The organism is Serratia sp. LSHTC3 (assembly GCF_057197125.1).
Window position 1 is genome coordinate 200,948 of sequence record NZ_JBXUNP010000003.1, and the last position, 23,008, is coordinate 223,955.

Below are 23,008 nucleotides of genomic sequence, written 5' to 3' on the forward strand. Positions count from 1 at the left end.
GCGGAAATGGAAAAATGCCCTCATCTTCTTATGACCGAGGAATCGTTATGTCGCGCATTTTAGTGTTAACCGCCCACCGCACTCCCGACGAGTCGCGCATCAACAAAGCGCTGATCGCGGCGCTGCGTCCGTTGCCCAACGTGACCGTTCACGAACTGATCCGCGCTTATCCGGATTACCGCATCGACGTGGCGCGCGAGCAGGAACTGCTGCAGAGCCATGATGCGGTGGTGATGCTGTTCCCGTTTTTCTGGTACAGCTCGCCGGCGATCCTCAGCGAATGGCAGGATGCGGTATTAACCTACGGTTTCGCCTACGGCAGCGAAGGCACCCAACTGCACGGCAAGCCGCTGCAGCTGGTGGTGAGCACTGGCGGCAACGCGCAGGCCTATACGGCGGAAGGGTACAACCGTTATCCGGTGCAGGATCTGCTGCTGCCGTTCCATGCCATGGCCAACCTGACCGGCATGGATTATCTGCCGCCGCATCTGGTGCAGGGTGTGTTCGACATGAGCGATGAACGCCTGGCGCAAGAGGCCGCCGGGGTGGTGGCGTTGCTGGAGAAATGGTAGGGCGCAGCGCTCGCCGCGCCCTGCAGGGTTAGTCTTCGAGCAGCCACCACACCGCTTCGAACGGCCGCAGCGTCAGCGCCTGAGGCTGGTCTGCCGAGTCGCTGTAGTTGCTCATCAGCGGGCGCCACTGGGCGGAAGGCTCCACGCCCGCCGCCGTCCAGGCCTGCGGCTCGCGGCCCAGGTTGGCCGCCACCAGCAGGCGCTGGCCGTTCCAGCTGCGCTGATAGCACCACAGCGCCGGGTGTTCCGGCGCCAGATCCTGATAGTCGCCGTGGGTCAGCAGCGGGTACTGCTTGCGCAGGGTGATCAGCTGGCGGTAGGCGTAAAACACCGAGTCGAGGTCGGCCAGCGCCGCTTCGGCGTTGATCTGCGGGTAGTTCTCGGCACAGCCGATCCACGGCGTGCCGGTGGTGAAACCGGCGTGCGGCGCGGCGCTCCACTGCATCGGCGTACGGCCGTTGTCGCGCGATTTGTCGGCCAGGATCGCCAGCAGTTCGGCGTCGCTGCGGCCCTGAGCGCGCAGTTCAGCGTACATGTTCAGGCTTTCCACGTCGCGATACTGTTCAATGGCGCGGAAGCCGGGGTTGGTCATGCCAATCTCTTCACCCTGGTAGATATAAGGCGTGCCCTGCATGCCGTGCAGCACCATCGCCAGCATTTTGGCGGCCGGCAGCCGCAGTGCGCCTTCATCGCCGAAGCGCGACACGATGCGCGGCTGATCGTGGTTGCACCAGAACAGCGCGTTCCAGGCGCGGTTATGCATTCCTTGCTGCCAGTGGCGGAAGATCTGCTTCAGCTCCACGTAATCCGGCGCCGCCCGCGTCCATTTTTCGCCGCCGGCGTAGTCCACCTTCAGGTGGTGGAAGTTGAAGGTCATCGACAGCTCTTCGCCGCTCTGCGCCGCGTATTGCTGGCAATGCTCGAGCGTGGTGGAGGACATCTCGCCCACCGTCATCAGGCCGCGCGGCTGGAACACGTCGCGGCTCATCTCCTGCAGGAACTCGTGGATGCGCGGGCCGTCGGTGTAGAAGCGGCGGCCGTCGCCCTGGCTGTCGGACGGGAAATCCTGCTGTTTGGACACCAGGTTGATCACGTCGAGGCGCAGGCCGTCGACGCCTTTGTCCGCCCAGAACTGGCACACTTTCTTCAGCTCTTCGCGTACCGGCGGGTGTTCCCAGTTGAGATCCGCCTGCTCGGCGGCGAACAGGTGCAGGTAGTACTGGCCGCTGTCGGCGTGCCACTGCCAGGCGTTGCCGCCGAACTTGGAACGCCAGTTGTTCGGCGGCGTATCGCCTTCGCCGTCGCGCCAGACGTAGAACTGACGATACGGGCTGTGGCGATCCTGTGCGGCCTTGAACCACGGGTGCTCGGTCGAAGTGTGGTTGAACACCATGTCCATCACGATGCGAATACCGCGCTGGTGGGCGGCGGCGACCAGCTGCTCGAAGTCCGCCATCGTGCCGTAAGCCGGATCGATGGCGCAGTAGTCCGCCACGTCATAGCCATTGTCCACCTGTGGCGACACGTAGACCGGCGTCAGCCAGATGGCGTCGACGCCCAGCTCCTGCAGATAGTCCAGCCGCCGCGTCACGCCGGCCAAATCGCCGTAGCCGTTGCCGGTGCTGTCCTGAAAACTCTTCGGATAAATTTGGTAGATGACGCCGTTCTGCCACCAGGGGGTTGGGTTGCTCATAGCTGTATACCTTTGAATCGTGACAACGGGCCCGTACCCTTCATCTTTCAAACTGCAGCGTTGTTGGCTGCTGGCGCTGCACCCCAGTCACTTACTTGAGTAAGCTCCTGGGGATTTGCACCCTTGCCGCCTAGCTGCAGCTCGAAAGCTATAGGGTATTTCCAGCCCCTACATTCATGTTGCGTATTTTGCGTGAATCAAACCGGCAGCTCGCCGCGGGCGGCTTTGCGTTTGTAGACCATGATGGTCAGCACCAGCGGGATGACGATCGCCACCAGAATCGCCAGCGAGTAAATCAGCCAGAACTGCGGCTTGATAGACAGAATGCCCGGCAGACCGCCGACGCCGATGCCGTTGGCCATCACGCCGTCCAGCCCGCAGATAAGGCCGGCGATCGCGGAGCCGATCATCGCGCACAGCATCGGGAAGCGGTATTTGAGGTTGATGCCGTACATCGCCGGTTCGGTCACGCCGAGGTAGGCGGAGATCGCCGCCGGCACCGAGATTTCACGCTCGTTGGCCTTGCGGCTGATGATGATGATGCCGAGCACCGCCGAGGCCTGCGCGATGTTGGACAGCGCAATCAGCGGCCATACCGGGGTGCCGCCCATGCTCTGGATCATCTGCATGTCGATAGCCAGCGTGGTCTGGTGTACACCGGTGATCACCAGCGGCGCATACAGGAAGCCGAACAGCGCGGCGCCCACCGGCGCGAAGCTGCCGGTCATCACCGATTTCACCGCCCAGGCGACGCCGTCGCCGATCATGCGGCCGAACGGCCCGATCAGCGCGTGCGCCAGGAACACCGCCAGCAGCAGCGAGACCACCGGCACCACCACCAGATAGAGATAGTCGGGAACGATCTTTTTCAGCCGGGTCTCGATCCAGCCCAGCGCCATCCCCGCCAGGATTGACGGGATCACCTGCGCCTGATAACCCACTTTCTGGATCACGAACCAGCCGAAGTTCCACACTTCTGGCGTTTGCTGGCCGAGCAGGTAGGAGTTCATCAGCTGCGGCGACACCAGGGTGACGCCCAGTACGATGCCGAGCACCGGGGTGCCGCCCATTTTTTTCACCGTCGACCAACAGATGGCCACCGGCAGGAACATGAAGATCGCTTCACCGAGCAGCCACAGGAAGTCGTAAACGGTTTTCCACGCCGGGTGCATCTGCGCCAGCGTTTGGCCGTCGGACATCGGGATGTCGCCGATCACGTTGCGGAAGCCGAGGATCAGACCGCCGCTGATCAGCGCCGGCAGCAGCGGGAAGAAGATCTCGGCGAAGTGGGAGATGGTGCGCTCGGTCCAGGTCATGTTCTGGCGCGCCGCCACCTTGGCCTGTTCCTTGTCGGCCTCGTTGACGCCGGTGCTGGCGATCAGCGCCTGATAGTAGTCGCCGACGTCGGTGCCGATCACCACCTGGAACTGCCCGGCGTTGGTGAAGCAGCCTTTGACCATCGGCAGCTCTTCGATTTCCTTTGGGCTGGCCTTACTGGGGTCATTGAGGACGAAACGCAGCCGGGTAATGCAATGGCTGACGGTGGCGATGTTCTCGCGGCCGCCGACCAAAACAATCAGGCGATCAATATCCTGCTGTTTTACTTTGCTCATTATGGGATACCTGCAGAGGTGTTGACTGAGTAATGATCAAAGCTTAGCCACTCGGCTTTTTGAATGAAATGGGAACGTTCCCGGTTTGGGGCGAGGATCACAAAATGACAAAAAATGGTCAACTTCTAATCAGGGAGTCAGGAAAGTTTGCTGGGCACCACCAGGCGGCGGATCCCCTGTTCGCCGCTGAGCTGCGCCAGCAGCTGCTGCGCCGCCAGCAGGCCGGCGCTGCCGTAGCCGAACTCCACCGACAGGGTGTCGGGGAACAGGAAGCTGAGCAGCGGGGTGTTGCCGATGGCGCACACCTGAATGGCGCGCGCCGGCTGCTGCTGCAGGTACTTGATCGCGCCGAGGGCGATGCTGTCGGAGGCGCAGATCAGCGCGCTGGTGTGCGCATCGATCACTTCGGCGGCGTGCTGGAAACCGCTCTGGTAACTCAGCTCGCCCAGCGTGGCGCGCGGCGTGAGCGTGAGGCGTTCACAGGCGTCGAGATAGGCCTGGTAGCGGCGCTGGCCGGTGGTGGCGTCGCTGAGCTGCACCCCCAGATAGCCGATATGCCGATGCCCCTGCCGGTACAGACGATCCATCAGCAGGTTCACCGCGCCGGCGTCGTCGTAGCAGACGGACGAGAAGCCGTCGTATTCGCGCACCATCACCACCATTTTTTCCTGCCACGGTTTGAGCATCGCCGCGGTCAGGCCGGTGAAGCCGAACAGGATCACCCCGTCGACGTTGCGCTGGCGCAGTACGTGCAGGTGCTCCTGCACCAGGCGGGTTTCGAACTGGCTCTCCATCACGATCGGGTCGAAGCCCTGTTGGTACAGCAGCGGCAGCATGGTGCGCACCGCCTGGTTCTCCGACGGCGAATCGAGACGGGAAACGATGATGCCCACCACTTTGTCGCTTTGGCCGCGCATGGCGCGCGCCGACTTGGAGGGGGTAAACCCTTGCTGACGGATCACCGCTTCCACCCGTTCGCGGGTTTGCGGGCTCACGCTGCCTTCATTGTTCAACACGCGTGAGACGGTGGATTTGCCTACGCCGCTCAGGCGCGCGATGTCCTTGATGGTCAGCCGGTTTTGCATGGTTTACTTTTCGTTGAGGTGGACAGGCGTAACATAATGGCCTGTAAAACAATGCCCGTCAGCATAGCTCATTTTCCCACGCGGATCTTGATGCAAAACGGGATTGTTGCACTGCGCTGAACGGCCGCTCCTGCCGCTCTGTTTTTCCCTTTACCGGAGGTTATACCCCATATGGACCCCGACCCGACTGCTTTAGACACTCACTCGGTTCTCCGGTAAAACCTCTCCGCCTGGCGCTGCTGTTTTACCGGTGAAGTACATCACGGTAACCGGTAGCGCGCGCTTCGTCGTTCGCTCCTGCTGCTGAAAAAAAGAATAAGGATCTGCGTTGGCAGAGGCTTTTTGGCGCATCCGCCATTCGCCCGGCCGATGACGATCCCCGTTTACCCGCTGCCGTGAGGCACCGGGCGACGAGGTGCGAATCATGAAACTGAAAAAACTCCCCCGTCAGCTGCTGGGCCTGTTCGCCCGCGGCCTTCCGCGCCGTTTGGTGCGCCGCGACAGCCTGCTGGACAGCGTCGGCGGCGCTGCGCGCGATATGCCGGCCGGCCTGGCGCAGCAGCGGCTGGAATGCGCCGCCGCAGAGACGATGCAGCTGTTTGAGCGTTTCCACAGCCACCCGGAAGGTATCACCGCCCATGAGGCGGAACAGGTGCGCCGGCGTTGCGGCGAGAACGTCATCGACGATCAGCAAAAAGAGGCCTGGTGGCAACACCTCTGGCACTGCTACCGCAACCCATTCAACCTGCTGCTGACCGCGCTCGGCATGATCTCTTACGCCACCGAAGATCTCACCGGCGCCTTGGTGATCGCGCTGATGGTGCTGATCTCCACGCTGCTGAACTTCATCCAGGAGGCGCGCTCCAACCGGGCGGCCGATGCGCTAAAAGCGATGGTGAGCAACACCGCCACGGTGATCCGCAGCGATGCGCTCACCGGCAGGAGCGAGCATGTGGAGCTGCCGATCGCGCAGCTGGTGCCGGGCGATATCATCAAGCTGGCGGCCGGCGACATGATCCCGGCGGATCTGCGCGTGCTGTCGGCCAAGGATCTGTTCATCAGCCAGGCGGCGCTGACCGGCGAATCGCTGCCGGTGGAAAAATCCGCCGCGCCGCAGTCGCCGGCGGCCGATCCGCTCGACTGCCGGAACCTGTGCTTCATGGGCACCAACGTGGTCAGCGGCACCGCGCTGGCGATGGTGATCGGCACCGGCGGCAGCACCTATTTCGGCCAGCTGGCGCAGCGCGTCACCAGCCAGGATGAACAGCCGAACGCCTTCCAGAGCGGCATCAGCAAGGTCAGCTGGCTGCTGATCCGCTTTATGCTGGTGATGACGCCGATCGTGCTGCTGATCAACGGCTACACCAAGGGCGATTGGTGGGAAGCGGCGCTGTTCGCGCTGTCGGTGGCGGTCGGGCTGACGCCGGAAATGCTGCCGATGATCGTCACCTCGACGCTGGCCAAAGGGGCGGTGAAACTGTCGCGCCAGAAGGTGATCGTCAAACGGCTGGACGCCATCCAGAACTTCGGCGCCATGGACATTCTGTGCACCGACAAGACCGGCACCCTGACCCAGGACAAGATCGTGCTGGAGCGCCACACCGATGCGTTCGGCGCCGGCAGTGAGCGGGTGTTGCGCTACGCCTGGCTGAACAGCTTCTACCAGACCGGGCTGAAAAACCTGCTCGACGTGGCGGTGCTGAGCTGCGCGGAGCAGAATCGGCAGCCGGAGGCGCTGCAAAACTACCGCAAGGTGGATGAGATCCCGTTCGACTTCGTGCGCCGCCGCATGTCGGTGGTGGTGGCCAAAGACAACGAGTATCACGAGCTGGTGTGCAAGGGCGCGCTGGAAGAGATGCTGGCGATTTGCAGCCACGTGCGCCACGAAGACGAGGTGATCCCGCTCAGCGAGGCGTTGCTGGCGCGCATTCGCCGCATCACCGACGATCTCAACCAGCAGGGGCTGCGGGTGGTAGCAGTGGCCAACAAGATCCTGCCGGCGCAAACCCATGAATACGGCGTGGCGGATGAATCGGATCTGATCCTCGAAGGCTACGTCGCTTTCCTCGATCCGCCGAAGGAAAGCACCGCACCGGCGCTGGCGGCGCTGAAACAGAACGGCGTCACGGTGAAGATCCTCACCGGCGACAACGAGCTGGTGGCGGCCAAAGTGTGCCGTGACGTCGGGCTGGAGGCCGATCATCTGCTGCGCGGCAGCGAGATCGAGCAGATGGACGACGAGCAGCTGGCGCAGGCGGCGGCGCGCACCACGGTGTTCGCCAAGCTGACGCCGCTGCACAAGGAGCGCATCGTCAAACTGCTGCGCCGCCAGGGGCACGTGGTGGGCTTTATGGGCGACGGCATCAACGATGCGCCGGCGCTGCGCGCGGCCGACATCGGCATCTCCGTCGATTCGGCGGTGGACATCGCCAAGGAAGCGGCGGACATCATCCTGCTGGAAAAAAGCCTGATGGTGCTGGAGCAGGGGGTGATCGAAGGGCGCCGCACCTTCGCCAACATGCTGAAATACATCAAGATGACCGCCAGCTCCAACTTCGGTAACGTGTTCAGCGTGCTGATCGCCAGCGCCTTCCTGCCGTTCCTGCCAATGCTGCCGCTGCACCTGTTGATTCAGAACCTGATGTACGACATCTCGCAGATCGCCATCCCGTTCGATAACGTCGACGACGATCAGATCACCCAGCCGCAGCGCTGGAACTCCGCCGATCTGGGGCGGTTTATGGTGTTCTTTGGGCCGATCAGTTCGATCTTCGACGTGCTGACCTTCAGCCTGATGTGGTGGGTATTCAAGGCTAACACGCCGGAAATGCAGACGCTGTTCCAGTCCGGCTGGTTCGTGGAAGGGCTGCTGTCGCAAACGCTGATCGTGCACATGATCCGCACGCGCAAAATTCCATTTATCCAGAGCCGACCGTCCTGGCCGCTGTGCATCATGACGCTGGCGGTGATCGCCACCGGCATCGGCCTGGTGTTCTCGCCGCTGGCCGGCTTCCTGCAGCTGCAGGCGCTGCCGCTCGCCTACTTCCCGTGGCTGGTGCTGATCCTCGCCGGTTACATGGTGCTGACCCAGTGCGTGAAAGGCTGGTTCGTGCGCCGCTACGGCTGGCAATAACCCGTTCGCCCCCTCCGGCCGGGAGGGGGCAACTGTGATCCCGTCCGCTTTTTCACCGCAACGGTTGGACATCTGTTCTGTGCTGAGTCTTTATCTACAGCGTTGGCTGTTTTTATTGATTTTTTTCCTCTGAGGAATTTCCGATGCACAGACCTTTCCGTTATACGCTACTGGCTTCATCGTTATGGTTTTCTTGCGGCGCGCTGGCGCAGCCGGCGGGTGATTTTCCGCTGATGCCCTGGCCGCAGCAGGTTGAAGTGACGCAACCGGCGGGCAAACTGATTTTGGATCACCGGCTGTCGTTAAGCCTCCAGGGCGATGATTTGGGCGACGCGCTGCCGCGCTGGCGCCAGCGCATCGAACTGCAGACCGGCTGGACGCTGGCGCCGAGGGAAGAAGCAAACGGCGCGGCGATCAAGGTGGTGATCAAGGATCGGGTGGCGGCGCAGCCACTGCCGGGCAGCGACGAAAGCTACCGGCTGGTGGTCACGCCGCAGGGTGCCACGCTGACCGCCAACACCCGCTTCGGCGCGCTGCGCGGCATGGAGACCCTGCTGCAACTGCTGCAGACCGATGGGCAAAACACTTTCCTGCCGCTGGTGGATATTCGCGACGTGCCGCGTTTTCCGTGGCGCGGCGTGCTGCTGGATTCGGCGCGCCATTTCCTGCCGCTGCCGGACATTCTGCGCCAGCTTGACGGCATGGCGGCGGCCAAGCTCAACGTATTCCACTGGCACCTGACCGACGATCAGGGCTGGCGCTTCGCCTCCGAGCATTACCCCAAATTGCAGCAGCAGGCCAGCGACGGCCTGTTTTACACCCGCGAGCAAATGCAGCAGGTGGTGGCTTACGCCACGGCGCGCGGCATTCGCGTGGTGCCGGAGATAGACATGCCGGGGCACGCCTCCAGCATCGCGGTGGCCTATCCCGAGCTGATGAGCGCGCCGGGGCCGTATCGCATGGAGCGCGAGTGGGGCGTGCATAAGCCGACGCTCGATCCGACCCGCGACGAGGTTTATCAGTTTGTCGACACGATCGTCGGTGAATTGGCAGAGATCTTCCCCGATCCCTACCTGCACATCGGCGGTGACGAAGTGGACGCCAGCCAGTGGCGGGCGTCGCCGTCGATACAGGCGTTTATGCAGCAGAACGGGCTGGCGGATACCCATGCGCTGCAGGCCTACTTCAACCAGAAGCTGGAAAAAGTCCTCGAGAAGCACCAGCGGCAGATGGTCGGCTGGGACGAGATCTATCATCCGTCGCTGCCGCGTTCGATCGTCATTCAATCCTGGCAGGGGCAAGACTCGCTGGGCGCCAGCGCGCAGGATGGCTATCAGGGCATTCTCTCCACCGGTTTCTACCTCGATCAGCCGCAAAGCACCGCCTATCACTACCGCAATGAAATTCTGCCGCAGCCGCTGGGGGTCGAGACGGCGGTGCAGCCCGGCGAGCAGGCGCAAAGCTGGCGCTTCAGCATGCCGCGCCTGAAGGGCAGCGCGGTGGAAGGCAGCTTCACGCTGATCGAGGGCAAGCAGGGCTGGCGTGGCTTTATCGATTTCAACGGCAAGTCACGCCGCGCGGTGCACGACATCGTCTGGCGCACGCCGCAGCAGGTGACGTTCCGCGTCGATACCTGGATGGGCGACACACGGCCGGTGTTTACGCTGCAACAGGACAAGCTCAGCGGCTATACGCTGGTCGGCAACGTGCGTTACCCCACCAGCGGCGACAAGCTGGCGGCGGCGCCGGCGGGCAAGATGCCGGTGGTGCCGGACGAGAAGGGGCAGGCCAACATTCTCGGCGGCGAAGCGGCGCTGTGGGCGGAAAACGTGCGCGCGCCGCTGCTCGATCTCAAGCTGTGGCCGCGCGCCTTCGCGGTGGCGGAGCGGCTGTGGTCGGCGCAGGACGTCACCGATGAAAGCAACATGTACCGGCGGCTGGCGGCGATCGACGCCTGGTCGGTGGTGTCGGTCGGCCTGCAGCAGCACGCGGAAACGGCGCGCGAATTCACCCGCCTGAGCAACAGCGTGCAGATCCTGCCGCTGCAGATCCTGGCCGAGGCGGTGGAGCCGGCGCAGTATTACACCCGCCAGCACCTGAAGTTCCAGGCCGGCAACTATCATCAGTTCGAACCGCTGAATCGCTTTGCCGATGCGCTGCCGCCGGAGAGTGGCGCGGTGCGCGCCATGCATGCCCAGGTCGGGGCTTTGCTGAAGGATAAGCGCGATAAGGCGGCGGCGCAGGCGCTGCGCGAACGGTTGCAGCGCTGGCAGGCGAACGGCGCTGCGCTGCAGACGGCGATCGCGGGCAACCGCACGCTGCGGGAGCTGGCGCCGGTGGCGCAGGACGTCGATGCCCTGGCCGCATTGGGCTTAACGCTGCTGGAGCGGTATCAGCAGGACAAACCGCTGAGCCGAACCGAGGCCGAACAAGCGCAGCGCCAGCTGGATGCGGCGGCGCAGACGCGCGACGAAGTGGTGATTGCCGCGGTGTACCCGCTGGAGGCGTTGCTGCGGGGGTTGCAGCCGCAATGAGGCGGACGGGCTCGTGTGAGCCCGGATCCCTACAGCTGCAGCGGCGGCAACTGGGTGAAAATGCTGACCAGCCCTTCGCCCCAACCCTTGCGGATGGCGCTGAAGTACGGATGGTCTTCGGTAATGCGGTATTGCCGGGTATGGCTGAAGCTGTCGCGCGGGTAGATCATCACGTCGAGCGGCAGCCCGACGGACAGGTTGCTGCGCAGGGTCGAATCCAGTGAAATCAGCGCGCATTGCATCGCTTGTTCCAGCGGCGTGTCGTAGTGCAGTACCCGGTCGATGATCGGTTTGCCGTATTTGCTTTCGCCTATCTGAAAATAGGGCGTGTCGCGGGTGGCTTCGATAAAATTGCCTTGCGGGTAGATATGGAACAGCCGCATCTCTTCCCCGCTAATTTGGCCGCCGAGCAGCAGGTTGCAGCTGAAATCGGTGGTGCTGCCGCTTTGCTGCGCCTCACTGTCGCGCTGGATCACCTCGCGCACCGTTTCCCCCACCAGCGTGGCGGCGTCGTAGAGGCTGGGAGCGTTGAGCAGGTTGGGGCGTTCGGCGTCCTTGCTGCGGTGCAACAGCAAACTGATGATGCTCTGAGTGGTCGCCAGGTTGCCGGCGCTTTGCAGCACCAGCGTGCGATCGCCGTCCTGTTGGAACACGTGCAGTTTGCGGAAGGTGGAAATATGATCCACCCCGGCGTTGGTGCGCGAATCGGACGCAAAGACCAGCCCGGACGACAAACGCATGGCCACACAGTAGGTCATACTACAATCCCTCAAAACAAGACCGGCACGCCGCCAACGCGCAGCGTGCCCGAAACATTTGCCATCGGCAAGCGGCTACTGGCCGGTTGGCATCATTTGTACGGCGGCGATGGCGCTCATGTCTTCGCAGCCGCCGCCCAGCCGCATGCCGCGCACCGGGCAGGCGTCCAGATAATCGATGCCGACCGCCAGCTTAAGGTGCTGATTTGGCATGCGCGTATTGTTGGTCACGTCGAAGCTGTGCCAGCGTTCCTCCACCCACACTTCCGCCCAGGCATGGGTGGCGACATGGGTCGAGTCTTCGCTGTACAGGTAGCCGCTGACGTAGCGCGCCGGGATGTTCAGACTGCGACAGCAGCTCAGGAAGACATGCGTATGATCCTGACACACGCCGCTGCCGGCGGCGAACGCCTCGGCGGCGCTGTCTGTCACGCGCGTGGAGCCTGGGCTGTAAGGCATCTTCAGCAGCAGCTCGCCCATCAGATGTTCCAGGCCGCTCAGCACCGCCTGCGGTTGATGATAACGCAGGGCGAAGGCCTGAATGGCGTCATCGGGCTGGGTCAGCGGGCTATGGCGCAGAAATACCAGCGGCGACAGATGCCCGAGCGCCCGATCTTCGACGCCGTCTTCAATTTCCACTTCCCCGAGCACCCGAATGGTGATGGCCTGATGCGGTTCATCGAGCGTCAGCACGTGCAGTACGTTGCCGAAGGCGTCGGTGGTGCGCACCGCGTCATCCGGCAACGACAGTTGCCAGGAGAGGATGCGCTGATGCGGCGAATCCTGCGGCGTCAGCCGCAGATATTGGGTGCTGCGCTGCACCGGCTGGGCGTAGCGATAATGGGTGTTGTGCTCAATATTCAGTTTCATTGCGCCTCCAGATAAGTGTGATGGATGCTTTCGGCGATGCCGTTCACCTGGCCGAGAAAGGCGCTCAACCACTCGCCCAGGCCGATCTTGTTCAGATCCTTCATGCTGCTGAAGCGCAACTCGGCATGCAGGGTGTGCGCCAGACGTCGCGGTTGGTTGGCGCCGCCGCCGATCAGTTCCAATTGCTGCACCATGTCGCCGACGCAGGCCAGCAGTGAACGCGGAATTTCATTGCGCAGAATCATCAGTTCGGCGATGGTCTCGCGGCTCAACGGCTGCTTGTAGATGCTGTGGTAGGCTTCGCGCGCGCTCACCGCCCGCAGCAGCGTGTCCATGCGGTAATATTCGCGCACCGGGTCGCCGTCGATGTCCATCAGCGTGTTCTTCACCTCCAGCAGACGGGCGGTGCCGTCGGCCCGCTCCAGCAGGGTGCCGAGACGGATAAAGCGCATGGCGTCGCTGCGCAGCAGCGTGCCGAACATGGCGCCGCGAAACAGATGGGCGCGCTCCTTCACCCAGTCGAAGAAGGCATCGGCACCCACCGAGCCGATGCCCTGGCGGCGGATCAGTTTCATCTCTATCCAGGTGGCGTTGATGCACTCCCAGACTTCGGACGACAGGCTGCCGCGCACCGCGTGGGCGTTGTTCCAGCCCATTTGCAGGCAGCTGAAGATGCTGCTGTGGTTGCGGTTGTCGAGCGCGAAGAAACTGACCAGATTGGGCATCGTCAATTCCGGGTAGGCGGCGGCATACAGCTGGCCGGTGCCGGTCAGATTGAGCGGCACCTGCAGATCCTGATCGCCGCCGTCGCGGATCGGCATCATCGACAGCTTGTTGGTGACGTCCAGCACCCGGGCGATGCTTTCCGCCCGCTCCAGATAGCGGGCCATCCAATAGAGTTCACTGGCGGTGCGGCTCAGCATAGGTCGTCCTCCAATACCCAGGTGTCCTTGGTGCCGCCGCCCTGCGACGAGTTCACCACCAGCGAACCTTCCGCCAACGCCACCCGAGTCAGGCCGCCGGGCACCAGGCGGATCTCCGCGCCGCTGAGGGCGAACGGCCGCAGATCGATATGCCGCGGCGCCAGACCATCGTTGACGAAGGTCGGGCAGGTGGACAGCGCCAGCGTGTTTTGCGCAATGTAATTCTGCGGGCGAGCCAGCAGCAGAGCGCGGAAGCGGGCGAGCTCGTCCTTGCTCGCCGTAGGGCCGATCAACATGCCGTAGCCGCCGGCGCCGTGCACCTCTTTCACGACCATCTGTTCGAGGTTGGCCAGCACATACGACAGTTCGTTTTTATGTCGGCACTGCCAGGTTGGCACGTTGTTGAGGATCGGTTCCTCTTGCAGGTAGAAGCGCACCATATCCGGCACGTAGGGGTAGATCGATTTGTCGTCGGCCACGCCGGTGCCGATGGCGTTGGCCAGCACCACATTGCCGGCGCGATACACCGACAGCAGCCCCGGTACGCCGAGCATCGAGTCCGGCCGAAACGCCAGCGGATCGAGGAAGGCGTCGTCCACCCGACGATAGATCACGTCCACTTTGCACGGCCCGGCGGTGGTGCGCATGAACACCGCGCCGTCCTTGACGAACAGATCGGCGCTTTCGACCAGCTCCACCCCCATCTGCTGCGCCAGGAAACTGTGCTCAAAATAGGCGCTGTTGAAGCGGCCCGGCGTCAGCACCACCACGGTGGGATCGTTGATGGGCGAGCTTTCGCGCAGCGTTTGCAGCAGGTGCGACGGGTAGCGCTCCACCGGCGCGATGCGTTGCCGGGCGAACAGTTCCGGATACAGACGCATCATCATTTTGCGGTTTTCCAGCATGTAAGAGACGCCGGACGGGGTGCGCAAGTTATCTTCCAGCACGTAGTATTGGCCGTCGCTGTTGCGGACCATGTCCACGCCGACGATATGCGCATAGATATCGCGATGCAGATCAACACCTTGCATACAGGGTTGATACTGATCGTTGGCCAGCACCTGTTCTGCCGGAATGAGGCCGGCCTTCAGAATATGCTGCTGGTGGTAAATGTCGTGCAGGAAAGCGTTGAGCGCCTGTACGCGCTGGCGAATGCCGCGATCGAGCATCGCCCATTCGGCGGCCGGAATAATGCGCGGCACGCTGTCGAACGGGATCAACCGCTCGGCGCCGTCATCGTCGCCGTAGACGTTGAAGGTGATGCCCACCCGGTGAAACAGCAGCGCAGCCTCTTCCCGCTTGCGTTGCACGGCCTGGTGATCGGCCTGCTGCAGCCATTGCCAGTAGGCGTCGTAGTGGCCACGGTGTTTTCCCTCAGCCAGAAGCATCTCATCAAAAAACGGTGAAGCGGAAAGATTGATATTCAGCATCGTCACCTCGTCGACATTGCAGGCTGTCAATCAATCGAGCATAAAACGTGCCAAGGCGATAACGGGCGAAAATGGCGCAGAGCGGGGCTGCCGCGATGAAAAACGCCCGTTTGCGGTGCAGGCGCGGCGTAGCGACGCCTTAATATAGGGCGAAATGGCGGTGGCGGTGAGCGCTGAAGGCGCAGGGACGGCAGGCTGTCGGGCAGAGCAGAAATAAAAACGGCCAGTCTGCACTGGCCGTGATGCGCGTGCGCGTCGATTAACGACGCACGGCGATGGCTTCGATTTCGATCTTCACGTCTTTCGGCAGACGCGCCACTTCCACGCAGGAGCGGGCCGGGAACGGCGCGCTGTGCTCGGTGAAGAAGGCTTCGTACGCGGCGTTGACGGTGGCGAAGTCGTTCAGGTCTTTCACGAACACGGTGGTTTTCACGATGTCGGCAACGCTCAGGCCGGCGGCTTCGACGATCGCTTTGACGTTTTCCAGCGACTGGCGCGCCTGAGCGGCGACGTCGTCGGCGACGGCGCCGGTTTTCGGATCGACCGGGATCTGGCCGGAAGTGATGATCATGCTGCCCAGATCAACGCCCTGCACGTAAGGACCAATGGCTGCCGGGGCGAGTTCAGTGCTGATGTTACGTGACATGTTTTCTCCTGATAAACGAGGATTGTTCTATCCAGAAATCCCATTATAGGGCGTCACCGGGAGAATAACAGCGCCATCTCCCGGCACCCATACCGGGCTTAGTCGGCCTGCAGCACCACCTGGTGCTCGAACTCTTTTTCGCAGTAGCGGCACTTCAGGTGCACTTCGCCGCCGCGCGATTTGACGCTGAAGCTCGACGCCACCGGCTCGCTGCGGCTGATGCAGTTGCCGTTCGGGCAGGTCAGCACCCCGTCGATGTGGTCCGGCAGGCTAAGGGTCAGCTTGCGCACCACTTCATAGTTGTCGATGCGGTTCACCGTGGCCTTCGGCGCGTACATCGCCAGCTGGTTGGCCTGCTGCTCGGTCAGGAAGGTGTTCTCGATCTTGATCAGATCCTTGCGGCCCAGCTCGTTGGAAGGCAGGTTCAGGCCGATGGTGATGCGCTGGTCGGTGGCGGTCAGCTTGAACAGCGTCAGCAGTTTGAAACCGATCTGCGCCGGAATGTGGTCGATCACCGTGCCGCATTTGATCGCTTCGACCTGCAGTTTGTTGTCATGAGTCATGGCGGTTCCCCCTTAAAGAGCCAAATCAGCGTTGAGCACCAGCGCCAGCAGCGCCTGGCGGGCGAAGATGCCGTTGCCCGCCTGCTGGAAGTAGTAAGCGTGCGGCGTTTTATCCACGTCGGTGGCGATCTCGTCGATGCGCGGCAGCGGGTGCAGCACCTTGAGGTTGGCGCGCGCGCCGGCCAGATCCGCGGCGCGCAGCACGAACTGCGCCTTCACGTTGGCGTACTCGGACGGATCGAGGCGCTCTTTCTGCACCCGGGTCATGTAGAGAATATCCAGCTCCGGCACCACTTCTTCAATGCTGCCGTGCAGGCTGTACTCGATGCCTTTCTCGTCCAGCATTTTCAGGATGTAGGCCGGCATCGCCAGTGCGTCCGGGGCGATGAAGTAGAAGCGGTTGCCTTCGAACTTGGCCAGCGCCTGAGTGAGCGAGTGCACGGTGCGGCCGTACTTCAGGTCGCCGACCATGGCGATGCTGAGGTTGCTCAGGCGGCCCTGGGTTTCCTGGATGGTGAACAGATCCAGCAGGGTTTGGGTCGGGTGCTGGTTGGCGCCATCGCCGGCATTGAGCACCGGCACGTTGCCGGAGAACTCCGAGGCCATGCGCGCCGCCCCTTCCTGCGGATGGCGCATCACGATGGCATCCACGTAGGTGCTGATCACCGAGATGGTGTCGGCCAGGGTTTCGCCTTTCTTGCCGAGCGAGGTGTTGCTGCCGTCGGCGAAACCGACCACCGAGGCGCCGAGGCGGTGCATCGAGGTTTCGAACGACAGGCGGGTACGGGTCGAGGCTTCAAAGAAGCAGCTGGCGATCACCTTGTGTTTCAACAGTTCCGGCTGCGGGTTGGCTTTCAGACCGGCGGCGGTGCGCAGCACCAGCTCCAGATCCTCGCGGCTGAGATCGTTAATAGAGATGATGTGTTTGTGATACAGCGGGTTGGCCATTTTTCACTCCTCCTCGACGCGTGCCCGTGGCGCGGGACTTTTTAAGGCAAAAAAAAGCCCCTCAATGAGGGGCTTGAAACGATCGGTTTAGCAACAGGAGAAACAACGGCAGCTGGCCGCCGATAGGCAGTCGGTTTTGTCGATTGCGGCTAACAAAACAAACGTCGTTTTTCATGCTTTCTCCTGGCAAATTGTGGCGCATTATACTCGCGCTTTTTGCCACTGCAAGCGTTAAAACGCCGTTTTTTGCCGCCCCGCAATCGATTGGCCGGCGATGGCCGCCCGCCGGCTATTTGCTGACGCGATCGTAGTAGACCATGTCGGCGTTCAACCCCTGTTGATAGCCTTTGACGTTGTCGCGCAGCACCACTTCGGTTTTGGCCTGATCGATAAACACGTACGGCGAACTGCGCTGCAGCTCCTGCTGCATGGCGGTGTACAGCGCGCGGCGCTTGGCCGGATCGGCTTCGGCCAGCGCCGCCAGCGTCTGCTGGTTCAACTGCGGGATCTGCCAGCCGTTCAGCCCGGCCACCGTGCTGCTCTTGCCGTCGTTGTAGGCGAAGGCGCTGGCGTTGGAGTGGGCGTCGAAGTAATCCGGGATCCACAGGCGGATCGCCGCCTGATGCTGCCTGGCGCGCACGCGGGAGTAAACCTGGCTGCCCGCGGCCGGCAGCAGCTCGATCTTCACGCCGGCGGCGGCGAAGCTGCCCTGCAGCGCCTGCGCGATGGTGATGAACGGCGGTTTGTTCTCCACGTCCAGCGTAAAGGCGGCGTGGGTAATCCCCGCCTTGGCCAGGATGGCTTTCGCCTTGGCCGGATCGTAGCTGAACGGGTTGGTCTCCAGCGCGCCCGGCAGCCCGACCGGCAGGAAGCTCTGGTGCACGAAGTATTGTCCCTTCAGCAGATCCTTCGTGATGCCTTGATAATCCACCAGGTAGCGCGCCGCCTCCCAGAAGGCCGGGTTGTTCAGCAGCGGATTGGCGCCGTTGCCGGTGTTGAATACCAGGTAGTTTTGCTCGGCGGACGGGATCTCCAGCACCTTGACGCCCGGCTGGTTCTTCAGCGTGTCGGTCTGGTCGGCGCCCAGTTCGCGGGCGATATCGGCGTCGCCCTGCTGGAGCAGCAGGCGGCGGGTGGCCGGATCCGGCACGTTTTTAATGATGATGTTTTTCAGCTGCGGCTTGTCGCCCGGCGTGGTGGGATTGGCGTCCAGCACGATCGCCTGATGCGGCTGATAGACGCGCATCTTGAACGGGCCGCTGCCGGCGGAGTGCATCTTCAGCCAGGCGTTGCCGAAGTCGCCGTCTTTGACGTTGGCCAGCGCCGCTTTGCTGTCGACGATCGAGGCGATCGGCGTCGAGAGGATATTCAGCGCCACCGCCGGGCTGACGTCCGCCGTCCAGCGCAGCTGCACGGTATGTTCGTCGATCTTCTTGAGCTGCGCGTCGATGTTGTCCGGCTGCCAACCGAGCACGTTGAGGATGAACGCCGGCGATTTGTTCATCTTGACCGCGCGGCTGTAGGAGAAGATCACGTCGTCGGCGGTCAGCGGGTTGCCGGAGGCGAACGCCGCCTGCGGCCGCAGTTTCACCGTCAGCGTTTTGGCCGCCGCATCGCTCTGCCAGCTTTCCGCCAGCACCGGCGCCACCTTGGCCGGATCGTCGCGATCCGCCTGCACCAATCGTTGATACAGGCTGGGCACCGTCTGGATGCTGGAGAGTTCGTTGGCTTCCGCCGGATCGAGGCTGACGATGTCATCCAGCGATTGCACCACCACCAGCGTATTCGGCGGCGTGGCGGCTAACGCGGCGGCGGGCAGGGCGGCGAGTAAGAACAGCGGCAAGAGTTTGGCTTTCATCGGTGTATATCCCCTGAAGGCGCCACAAGGTGGCGCTGAGAACGGTTTGTTATCGTTGGTTTTTACGGCGCGGGCGCCGTCGGCCTGTCACGGTAGAACCTTTGCCGGTGGTGGGCAAAGGTCAATCCGCTATTTGATATTCCAGGAATATATTAGCCGCCCTGGCCGGGGGCGCCAGGGAGGAGGGGGGGATTATCAGAGCGTTGCGCTCAGCGTGGCGACCAGCACCGCCTTGATGGTGTGCAGCCGGTTCTCCGCCTGATCGAACACCACGCTGTGCGCCGACTCGAACACCTCGTCGGTCACTTCCATGCCGCCGTGCAGATCGTACTGCTGCGCCATCTGCTTGCCGAGCGTGGTTTGGTCGTCGTGGAACGCCGGCAGGCAGTGCAGGAACTTCACGTTTGGGTTGCCGGTCAGTTTCAGCATCGCCATGTTGACCTGATACGGCCGCAGCAGCGCAATACGCTCCTGCCAGGTCTCTTTCGGTTCGCCCATCGACACCCAGACGTCTGTGTAGAGGAAGTCGGCGTCTTGCACCCCTTCGGCGATGTCTTCGGTCAGGGTGAGCTTCGCGCCGGTTTGCTGCGCCAGCGCCTGACACTCGGCCACCAGCTCCGGCTGCGGCCAGCAGGCCTTCGGCGCCACCAGCCGCAGATCCATGCCCGCCAGCGCGGCGGCTTCCAGCAGCGTGTTGCCCATGTTGTTGCGCGCGTCGCCGACGTACGCCAGTTTCACCTTGCTCAGCGCCTTGCCCGGCAGGTGTTCCTGCACGGTGAGCAGATCCGCCAGCAGCTGAGTAGGGTGGAACTCGTCGGTCAGGCCGTTCCACACCGGCACGCCGGCGTGCTGCGCCAGGGTTTCCACCAGCGCCTGGCCGTAACCGCGATACTGAATACCGTCGTACAGGCGGCCCAGCACCCGGGCGGTGTCTTTCATCGACTCTTTATGGCCGATCTGGCTGCCGCTCGGGCCGAGATAGGTCACCTGCGCGCCCTGATCGAATGCGGCAACTTCGAAAGAGCATCGCGTGCGGGTCGAGTCTTTTTCGAAGATGAGCGCAATGTTTTTGCCCTGCAGCCGGCGCTGTTCCCGCCCCTGCTTTTTGGCCTGCTTCAGATCGGCCGCCAGCTTCAGCAGCGCCTGCAGTTCGGCGGGGGTGAAATCCATTAACCTCAGAAAGTGACGTTGGTAGAACGCATTGCCGGTGCTCATAGTCCGATTCCCTGATTGTGTAATTGAATTAAAATTCACTTTATATGTATGAATATTCAATTTCAACCCCGGCGAGGAAATCTTTCACGTTTATCGTGGAAGCAATGTCGGCGGTGTGTGAAAATAGAAGGAATGAAGGCCATTTGACTTGAGGATATAGGCATGGCAAACCGCGAATTGCTGGAAGAACAACGTGAAGAGACCCGCCTGATCATCGAAGAGCTGCTGGAAGACGGCAGCGATCCGGACGCGCTCTACACCATCGAGCACCATCTGTCCGCCGAGAAATTTGAGGTTCTGGAGCAGGCCGCCGTTGAAGCCTTCAAGCTGGGCTACGAAGTGACCGACGCCGAAGAGCTGGAAGTGGAAGACGGTTCGCTGGTGATGTGCTGCGACGTGATCAGCGAAGTCGGCCTGAACGCCGAGCTGATCGACGCCCAGGTCGAGCAGCTGGTGGCGCTGGCGGAGCGCTGCGGCGTCAACTACGACGGCTGGGGCACCTACTTCGAAGATCCGAACGGTGAAGACGGTGAGGATGACGAAGACGGCGACTACATCGACGAAGACGACGACGGCAAACGCCACTAATTCCTTTCCGATTAATGCCTGTGGGCCGGCTCTCGCCGGCCCCTGATAAACGCCATGACATACCAATCCCTGCTAGCCCCGATTTTAAGCTTCCTGCACTGTGAAACCCCCGACGCCTGGATCGACGCCGCGCGCCGTCCGGAAAACCTGCAGCTATTGCTGACCGACCACCTGGTGTGCGAGCTGAAAGCAGCGCAGACCGGCATGTGGCTGATCCGCCGTTACGTGGCGGACAAAGAGAGCGGCGACGCGCTGTTGGCGCTGCTGCGGCCCTACGAGGCGTTTCTGCACGAAGCGCAGGGCGCGCCGGACACGCTGTTCCGCCAGGGCCAGTTCACCCGCAAGATCCTGCCGAAAAACGGCTCGGCCTACGGCCAGGATCTGGCGGATCGCATGGTGCTGTTGATCAAGGAAGAGCTGCATCACTTCTCGCAGGTGCTGGAGATCATGCAGGCGCGCGGGATCCCGTATCGCAAGATCACCGCCAGCCGCTACGCCAAGGGCATGATCCGCGAGATCCGTACCCACGATCCGGCGACGTTGATCGACAAACTGATCTGTGGCGCCTACATCGAAGCGCGATCCTGCGAACGCTTCGCCAAGCTGGCGCCGCATCTGGACGATGAGCTGAACCGCTTTTACGTCTCGCTGCTGCGATCCGAAGCGCGCCATTATCAGGACTACCTGACATTGGCCGAGCAGATCGCCGGCGGCGACATCAGCGAACGGGTGGCGTATTTCGGCCGCCTCGAAGCTGAACTGATCCTGTCGCCGGACAGCGAACTGCGCTTCCACAGCGGCGTGCCTGCCGCCGCCTGAGGTTGAGGCGCGCCCTTACTGCGGCGCGCCCAGCAACAGATCCACCGCCTTTTCCGCCAGCATGATGGTCGGCGCATTGGTGTTGCCGCTGGTGAGCTGCGGCATCACGGAGCAGTCGATCACCCGCAGCCGTTCAAAACCGTGCACCCGCAGCTGCGGATCGGTCACCGCGTCCTGCGGCGACGGCCCCATGCGGCAACTGCCCACCGGGTGATACACCGTCTTGCAGAAGTTGCGCACGAACTCCTCCAGCTGCGCCTCATCGCGCGTCCATTCCGGCTGCGGCATCAGCAGATCTTTGATCAGCGGCTTCAGCGCTGCGGTTTGCAGGAAATCCAGGCCGAACTTCACCGCGCGCACGCTGCCGGCCAGATCGTCCGGGTGGCCGAGGTAGTTGGCGTGCAGCTTGACCGGATCGCGTGGGTTGCTGCTGCGCAGCAGCACTTCGCCGCGCGCCTTCGGCTGCAGGTAGCCGACCTTGAGCGTGAAGCCGTGAATGTTCGGCAGCGGCTCGCCGGGCACGTCGTCCCAGCTGTCCAGCAGCGGCAGGAAGTGGATCTGCACGTCCGGCCGGCCGTCGCCCTGGCTGTCGGTGAAGGCGGCGCCTTCCAGCACGTTGGATGAGAGCACCCCGCTGCGAAACGCCAGCCACTGCGCGCCGTGGCTCAGCGCCTGCAGGCCGCGATCGGCGCCGAACAGGCTGATCGGCTCGCGGGTGCTGACGTTGATCGACATGTGCAGGTGGTCGTGGAAGTTTTTGCCCACCGGCAGATCCGCCCGCACCTCAATGCCCAGCTGCTGCAGGTGGTCGCGCGGGCCGATGCCGGACAGCATCAGCAGCTTCGGCGAACCGACCGCGCCGGCGCTGACGATCACCTCTTTGGTGGCGCGCGCGGTCACTTCCGCGCCGCCATTCTGGCTGTAGATCACGCCGGTGGCGACGTTGCCCTCGAAGGTCAGCCGGTGCGCCAGGGCGTTCAGTTTCACCACCAGCCGCCGTTCGTCGCGCACCGCCTTCAGGTAGGTGCGGGCGGTGCTGGCGCGCTCGCCGTTGTGGGTGGTGGTTTGGTAGAAACCGACGCCGTGCTGGCTGTCGCCGTTGAAGTCGTTGCGATAGGGCAGGTTCAGCTCCTGGCCGGCGCGGATAAACGCCATGCTGAGCGGGTGGCGGTAGCGATTCTCGCTGACCGGCAGCAGCCCGTCGGCGCCGTGGTAGTCGTCCGACAGGCTTTCGTTGGCCTCGGCGCGTTTGAAGTAGGGCAGCACCTCGCGGTAGCTCCAGCCGGTGCAGCCGTAGCGTTCGGCCCAGTCGTCGTAGTCTTGCGGCTGGCCGCGCAGGTAGATCATGCCGTTGACCGAACTGCTGCCGCCCAGCACCTTGCCCTGCGCGATCTGCATGCGGCGGTTATTGGCGTGCGGTTCCGGCTCCGTCTCATAAGGCCAGCTCTTTTTGGCGATGATCTTGGCCACCCCGGCCGGCATCTTGATGAACAGGTTATTGTCGTCGCCGCCGGCTTCCAGCAGCAGCACCCGCGCCTGGGTGCGGCGGATCAGCTGCGCCGCCAGCACGCAGCCGGCGGAACCGGCGCCGACGATGATGTAATCAAAGGTATTTTCCGACATGACAGCTCTCCGTGCGCGATTGGGATACTGGCAGAGTAACGCGGGGGAAAAGGCGGTCAATTTGCGATCGTTAATTTATTAACGAACTTCACATTAAATTTACATAGAGGTTTTTAACGTCAGTTTATCTGCTTGAA

General features: G+C 62.6%; 18 protein-coding genes. 5 read left to right on the top strand and 13 right to left on the bottom strand.

From position 1 onward, the window contains the following. The first annotated feature begins 47 nt into the window (after positions 1–47). Positions 48–572: an NAD(P)H-dependent oxidoreductase gene (locus AC2CGI_RS13835; protein WP_076740853.1), complete on the top strand. Its 525-nt coding sequence runs from the start codon at positions 48–50 to the stop codon at positions 570–572. Positions 573–600: 28 nt separating this feature from the next. On the opposite strand, the gene treC is transcribed toward AC2CGI_RS13835, so the two are convergent. The 3 genes from treC to treR all read right to left on the bottom strand — a co-directional run bounded on the left by treC (position 601) and on the right by treR (position 4,963). After that, positions 601–2,265, bottom strand: coding sequence for an alpha,alpha-phosphotrehalase (treC, locus tag AC2CGI_RS13840; RefSeq protein WP_076740854.1), 1,665 nt, complete (start codon positions 2,263–2,265; stop codon positions 601–603). Positions 2,266–2,462: 197 nt separating this feature from the next. Beyond that, positions 2,463–3,878: a PTS trehalose transporter subunit IIBC gene (treB, locus tag AC2CGI_RS13845; RefSeq protein WP_021504219.1), complete on the bottom strand. Its 1,416-nt coding sequence runs from the start codon at positions 3,876–3,878 to the stop codon at positions 2,463–2,465. Positions 3,879–4,015: 137 nt separating this feature from the next. Next, positions 4,016–4,963: a trehalose operon repressor TreR gene (treR, locus tag AC2CGI_RS13850; protein WP_015376450.1), complete on the bottom strand. Its 948-nt coding sequence runs from the start codon at positions 4,961–4,963 to the stop codon at positions 4,016–4,018. Positions 4,964–5,387: 424 nt separating this feature from the next. Between treR and mgtA the strand changes: the two genes are divergently transcribed. Continuing rightward, entirely contained in the window at positions 5,388–8,096 is a 2,709-nt protein-coding gene (gene mgtA / locus AC2CGI_RS13855; RefSeq protein WP_076740855.1) for a magnesium-translocating P-type ATPase, read from the top strand. Positions 8,097–8,239: 143 nt separating this feature from the next. Next, a complete protein-coding gene (locus tag AC2CGI_RS13860; RefSeq protein ID WP_076740856.1) occupies positions 8,240–10,630 on the top strand; it encodes a beta-N-acetylhexosaminidase in 2,391 nt (796 codons plus the stop codon). A 29-nt stretch (positions 10,631–10,659) separates the two neighbouring features. On the opposite strand, the gene AC2CGI_RS13865 is transcribed toward AC2CGI_RS13860, so the two are convergent. From AC2CGI_RS13865 to argF, 9 genes are all read right to left on the bottom strand, one after another. Continuing rightward, on the bottom strand, positions 10,660–11,388 hold the full coding sequence (locus AC2CGI_RS13865; protein ID WP_076740857.1) for a proteasome-type protease: 729 nt from the start codon (positions 11,386–11,388) through the stop codon (positions 10,660–10,662). Between the two features lie 75 nt (positions 11,389–11,463). Next, entirely contained in the window at positions 11,464–12,258 is a 795-nt protein-coding gene (locus AC2CGI_RS13870; protein WP_004933384.1) for a transglutaminase family protein, read from the bottom strand. Continuing rightward, positions 12,255–13,181 carry an alpha-E domain-containing protein gene (locus AC2CGI_RS13875; protein WP_004933382.1) on the bottom strand — a complete coding sequence of 309 codons (927 nt, stop codon included), beginning with the start codon at positions 13,179–13,181 and terminating at the stop codon, positions 12,255–12,257. Before AC2CGI_RS13875 ends, AC2CGI_RS13870 begins: the two co-directional genes overlap by 4 nt. Beyond that, the gene (locus AC2CGI_RS13880; protein WP_015376454.1) at positions 13,175–14,611 is read right to left on the bottom strand and encodes a circularly permuted type 2 ATP-grasp protein; all 1,437 of its coding nucleotides are present in this window, start codon (positions 14,609–14,611) and stop codon (positions 13,175–13,177) included. The genes AC2CGI_RS13875 and AC2CGI_RS13880 overlap by 7 nt, the downstream gene beginning before the upstream one ends. A 259-nt stretch (positions 14,612–14,870) precedes the next feature. Further along, complete coding sequence (gene ridA, locus AC2CGI_RS13885; RefSeq protein WP_015376455.1) at positions 14,871–15,257, bottom strand: 2-iminobutanoate/2-iminopropanoate deaminase; 387 nt, start codon at positions 15,255–15,257, stop codon at positions 14,871–14,873. A 98-nt stretch (positions 15,258–15,355) separates the two neighbouring features. Further along, entirely contained in the window at positions 15,356–15,820 is a 465-nt protein-coding gene (pyrI, locus tag AC2CGI_RS13890; protein WP_004933377.1) for an aspartate carbamoyltransferase regulatory subunit, read from the bottom strand. A 12-nt stretch (positions 15,821–15,832) separates the two neighbouring features. Beyond that, positions 15,833–16,768, bottom strand: a complete 936-nt coding sequence (gene pyrB / locus AC2CGI_RS13895; protein WP_019453297.1) for an aspartate carbamoyltransferase — start codon at positions 16,766–16,768, stop codon at positions 15,833–15,835. 289 nt (positions 16,769–17,057) lie between these two features. Then, positions 17,058–18,626, bottom strand: a complete 1,569-nt coding sequence (locus tag AC2CGI_RS13900; protein WP_076740858.1) for an ABC transporter substrate-binding protein — start codon at positions 18,624–18,626, stop codon at positions 17,058–17,060. 195 nt (positions 18,627–18,821) lie between these two features. Further along, positions 18,822–19,841, bottom strand: a complete 1,020-nt coding sequence (argF, locus tag AC2CGI_RS13905; RefSeq protein WP_076740859.1) for an ornithine carbamoyltransferase — start codon at positions 19,839–19,841, stop codon at positions 18,822–18,824. Between the two features lie 162 nt (positions 19,842–20,003). On the opposite strand from argF, the gene rraB reads away from it, so the two are divergent. Together rraB and miaE are read left to right on the top strand one after the other, a co-directional pair. Next, positions 20,004–20,429, top strand: coding sequence for a ribonuclease E inhibitor RraB (gene rraB, locus AC2CGI_RS13910; RefSeq protein ID WP_004933365.1), 426 nt, complete (start codon positions 20,004–20,006; stop codon positions 20,427–20,429). A 54-nt stretch (positions 20,430–20,483) separates the two neighbouring features. Then, positions 20,484–21,248: a tRNA isopentenyl-2-thiomethyl-A-37 hydroxylase MiaE gene (gene miaE / locus AC2CGI_RS13915; RefSeq protein ID WP_076740860.1), complete on the top strand. Its 765-nt coding sequence runs from the start codon at positions 20,484–20,486 to the stop codon at positions 21,246–21,248. Between the two features lie 15 nt (positions 21,249–21,263). On the opposite strand, the gene AC2CGI_RS13920 is transcribed toward miaE, so the two are convergent. Then, positions 21,264–22,871, bottom strand: a complete 1,608-nt coding sequence (locus AC2CGI_RS13920; RefSeq protein WP_076740861.1) for a GMC family oxidoreductase — start codon at positions 22,869–22,871, stop codon at positions 21,264–21,266. Between the last annotated feature and the right edge of the window lie 137 nt (positions 22,872–23,008).

Bases quoted from the DNA above. Each gene is read 5' to 3' on its own strand.
- AC2CGI_RS13835 (WP_076740853.1), top strand. From the start codon at position 48: ATGTCGCGCATTTTAGTGTTAACCGCCCACCGCACTCCCGACGAGTCG.
- treC (WP_076740854.1), bottom strand. From the start codon at position 2,265: ATGAGCAACCCAACCCCCTGGTGGCAGAACGGCGTCATCTACCAAATT.
- treB (WP_021504219.1), bottom strand. From the start codon at position 3,878: ATGAGCAAAGTAAAACAGCAGGATATTGATCGCCTGATTGTTTTGGTC.
- treR (WP_015376450.1), bottom strand. From the start codon at position 4,963: ATGCAAAACCGGCTGACCATCAAGGACATCGCGCGCCTGAGCGGCGTA.
- mgtA (WP_076740855.1), top strand. From the start codon at position 5,388: ATGAAACTGAAAAAACTCCCCCGTCAGCTGCTGGGCCTGTTCGCCCGC.
- AC2CGI_RS13860 (WP_076740856.1), top strand. From the start codon at position 8,240: ATGCACAGACCTTTCCGTTATACGCTACTGGCTTCATCGTTATGGTTT.
- AC2CGI_RS13865 (WP_076740857.1), bottom strand. From the start codon at position 11,388: ATGACCTACTGTGTGGCCATGCGTTTGTCGTCCGGGCTGGTCTTTGCG.
- AC2CGI_RS13870 (WP_004933384.1), bottom strand. From the start codon at position 12,258: ATGAAACTGAATATTGAGCACAACACCCATTATCGCTACGCCCAGCCG.
- AC2CGI_RS13875 (WP_004933382.1), bottom strand. From the start codon at position 13,181: ATGCTGAGCCGCACCGCCAGTGAACTCTATTGGATGGCCCGCTATCTG.
- AC2CGI_RS13880 (WP_015376454.1), bottom strand. From the start codon at position 14,611: ATGCTGAATATCAATCTTTCCGCTTCACCGTTTTTTGATGAGATGCTT.
- ridA (WP_015376455.1), bottom strand. From the start codon at position 15,257: ATGTCACGTAACATCAGCACTGAACTCGCCCCGGCAGCCATTGGTCCT.
- pyrI (WP_004933377.1), bottom strand. From the start codon at position 15,820: ATGACTCATGACAACAAACTGCAGGTCGAAGCGATCAAATGCGGCACG.
- pyrB (WP_019453297.1), bottom strand. From the start codon at position 16,768: ATGGCCAACCCGCTGTATCACAAACACATCATCTCTATTAACGATCTC.
- AC2CGI_RS13900 (WP_076740858.1), bottom strand. From the start codon at position 18,626: ATGAAAGCCAAACTCTTGCCGCTGTTCTTACTCGCCGCCCTGCCCGCC.
- argF (WP_076740859.1), bottom strand. From the start codon at position 19,841: ATGAGCACCGGCAATGCGTTCTACCAACGTCACTTTCTGAGGTTAATG.
- rraB (WP_004933365.1), top strand. From the start codon at position 20,004: ATGGCAAACCGCGAATTGCTGGAAGAACAACGTGAAGAGACCCGCCTG.
- miaE (WP_076740860.1), top strand. From the start codon at position 20,484: ATGACATACCAATCCCTGCTAGCCCCGATTTTAAGCTTCCTGCACTGT.
- AC2CGI_RS13920 (WP_076740861.1), bottom strand. From the start codon at position 22,871: ATGTCGGAAAATACCTTTGATTACATCATCGTCGGCGCCGGTTCCGCC.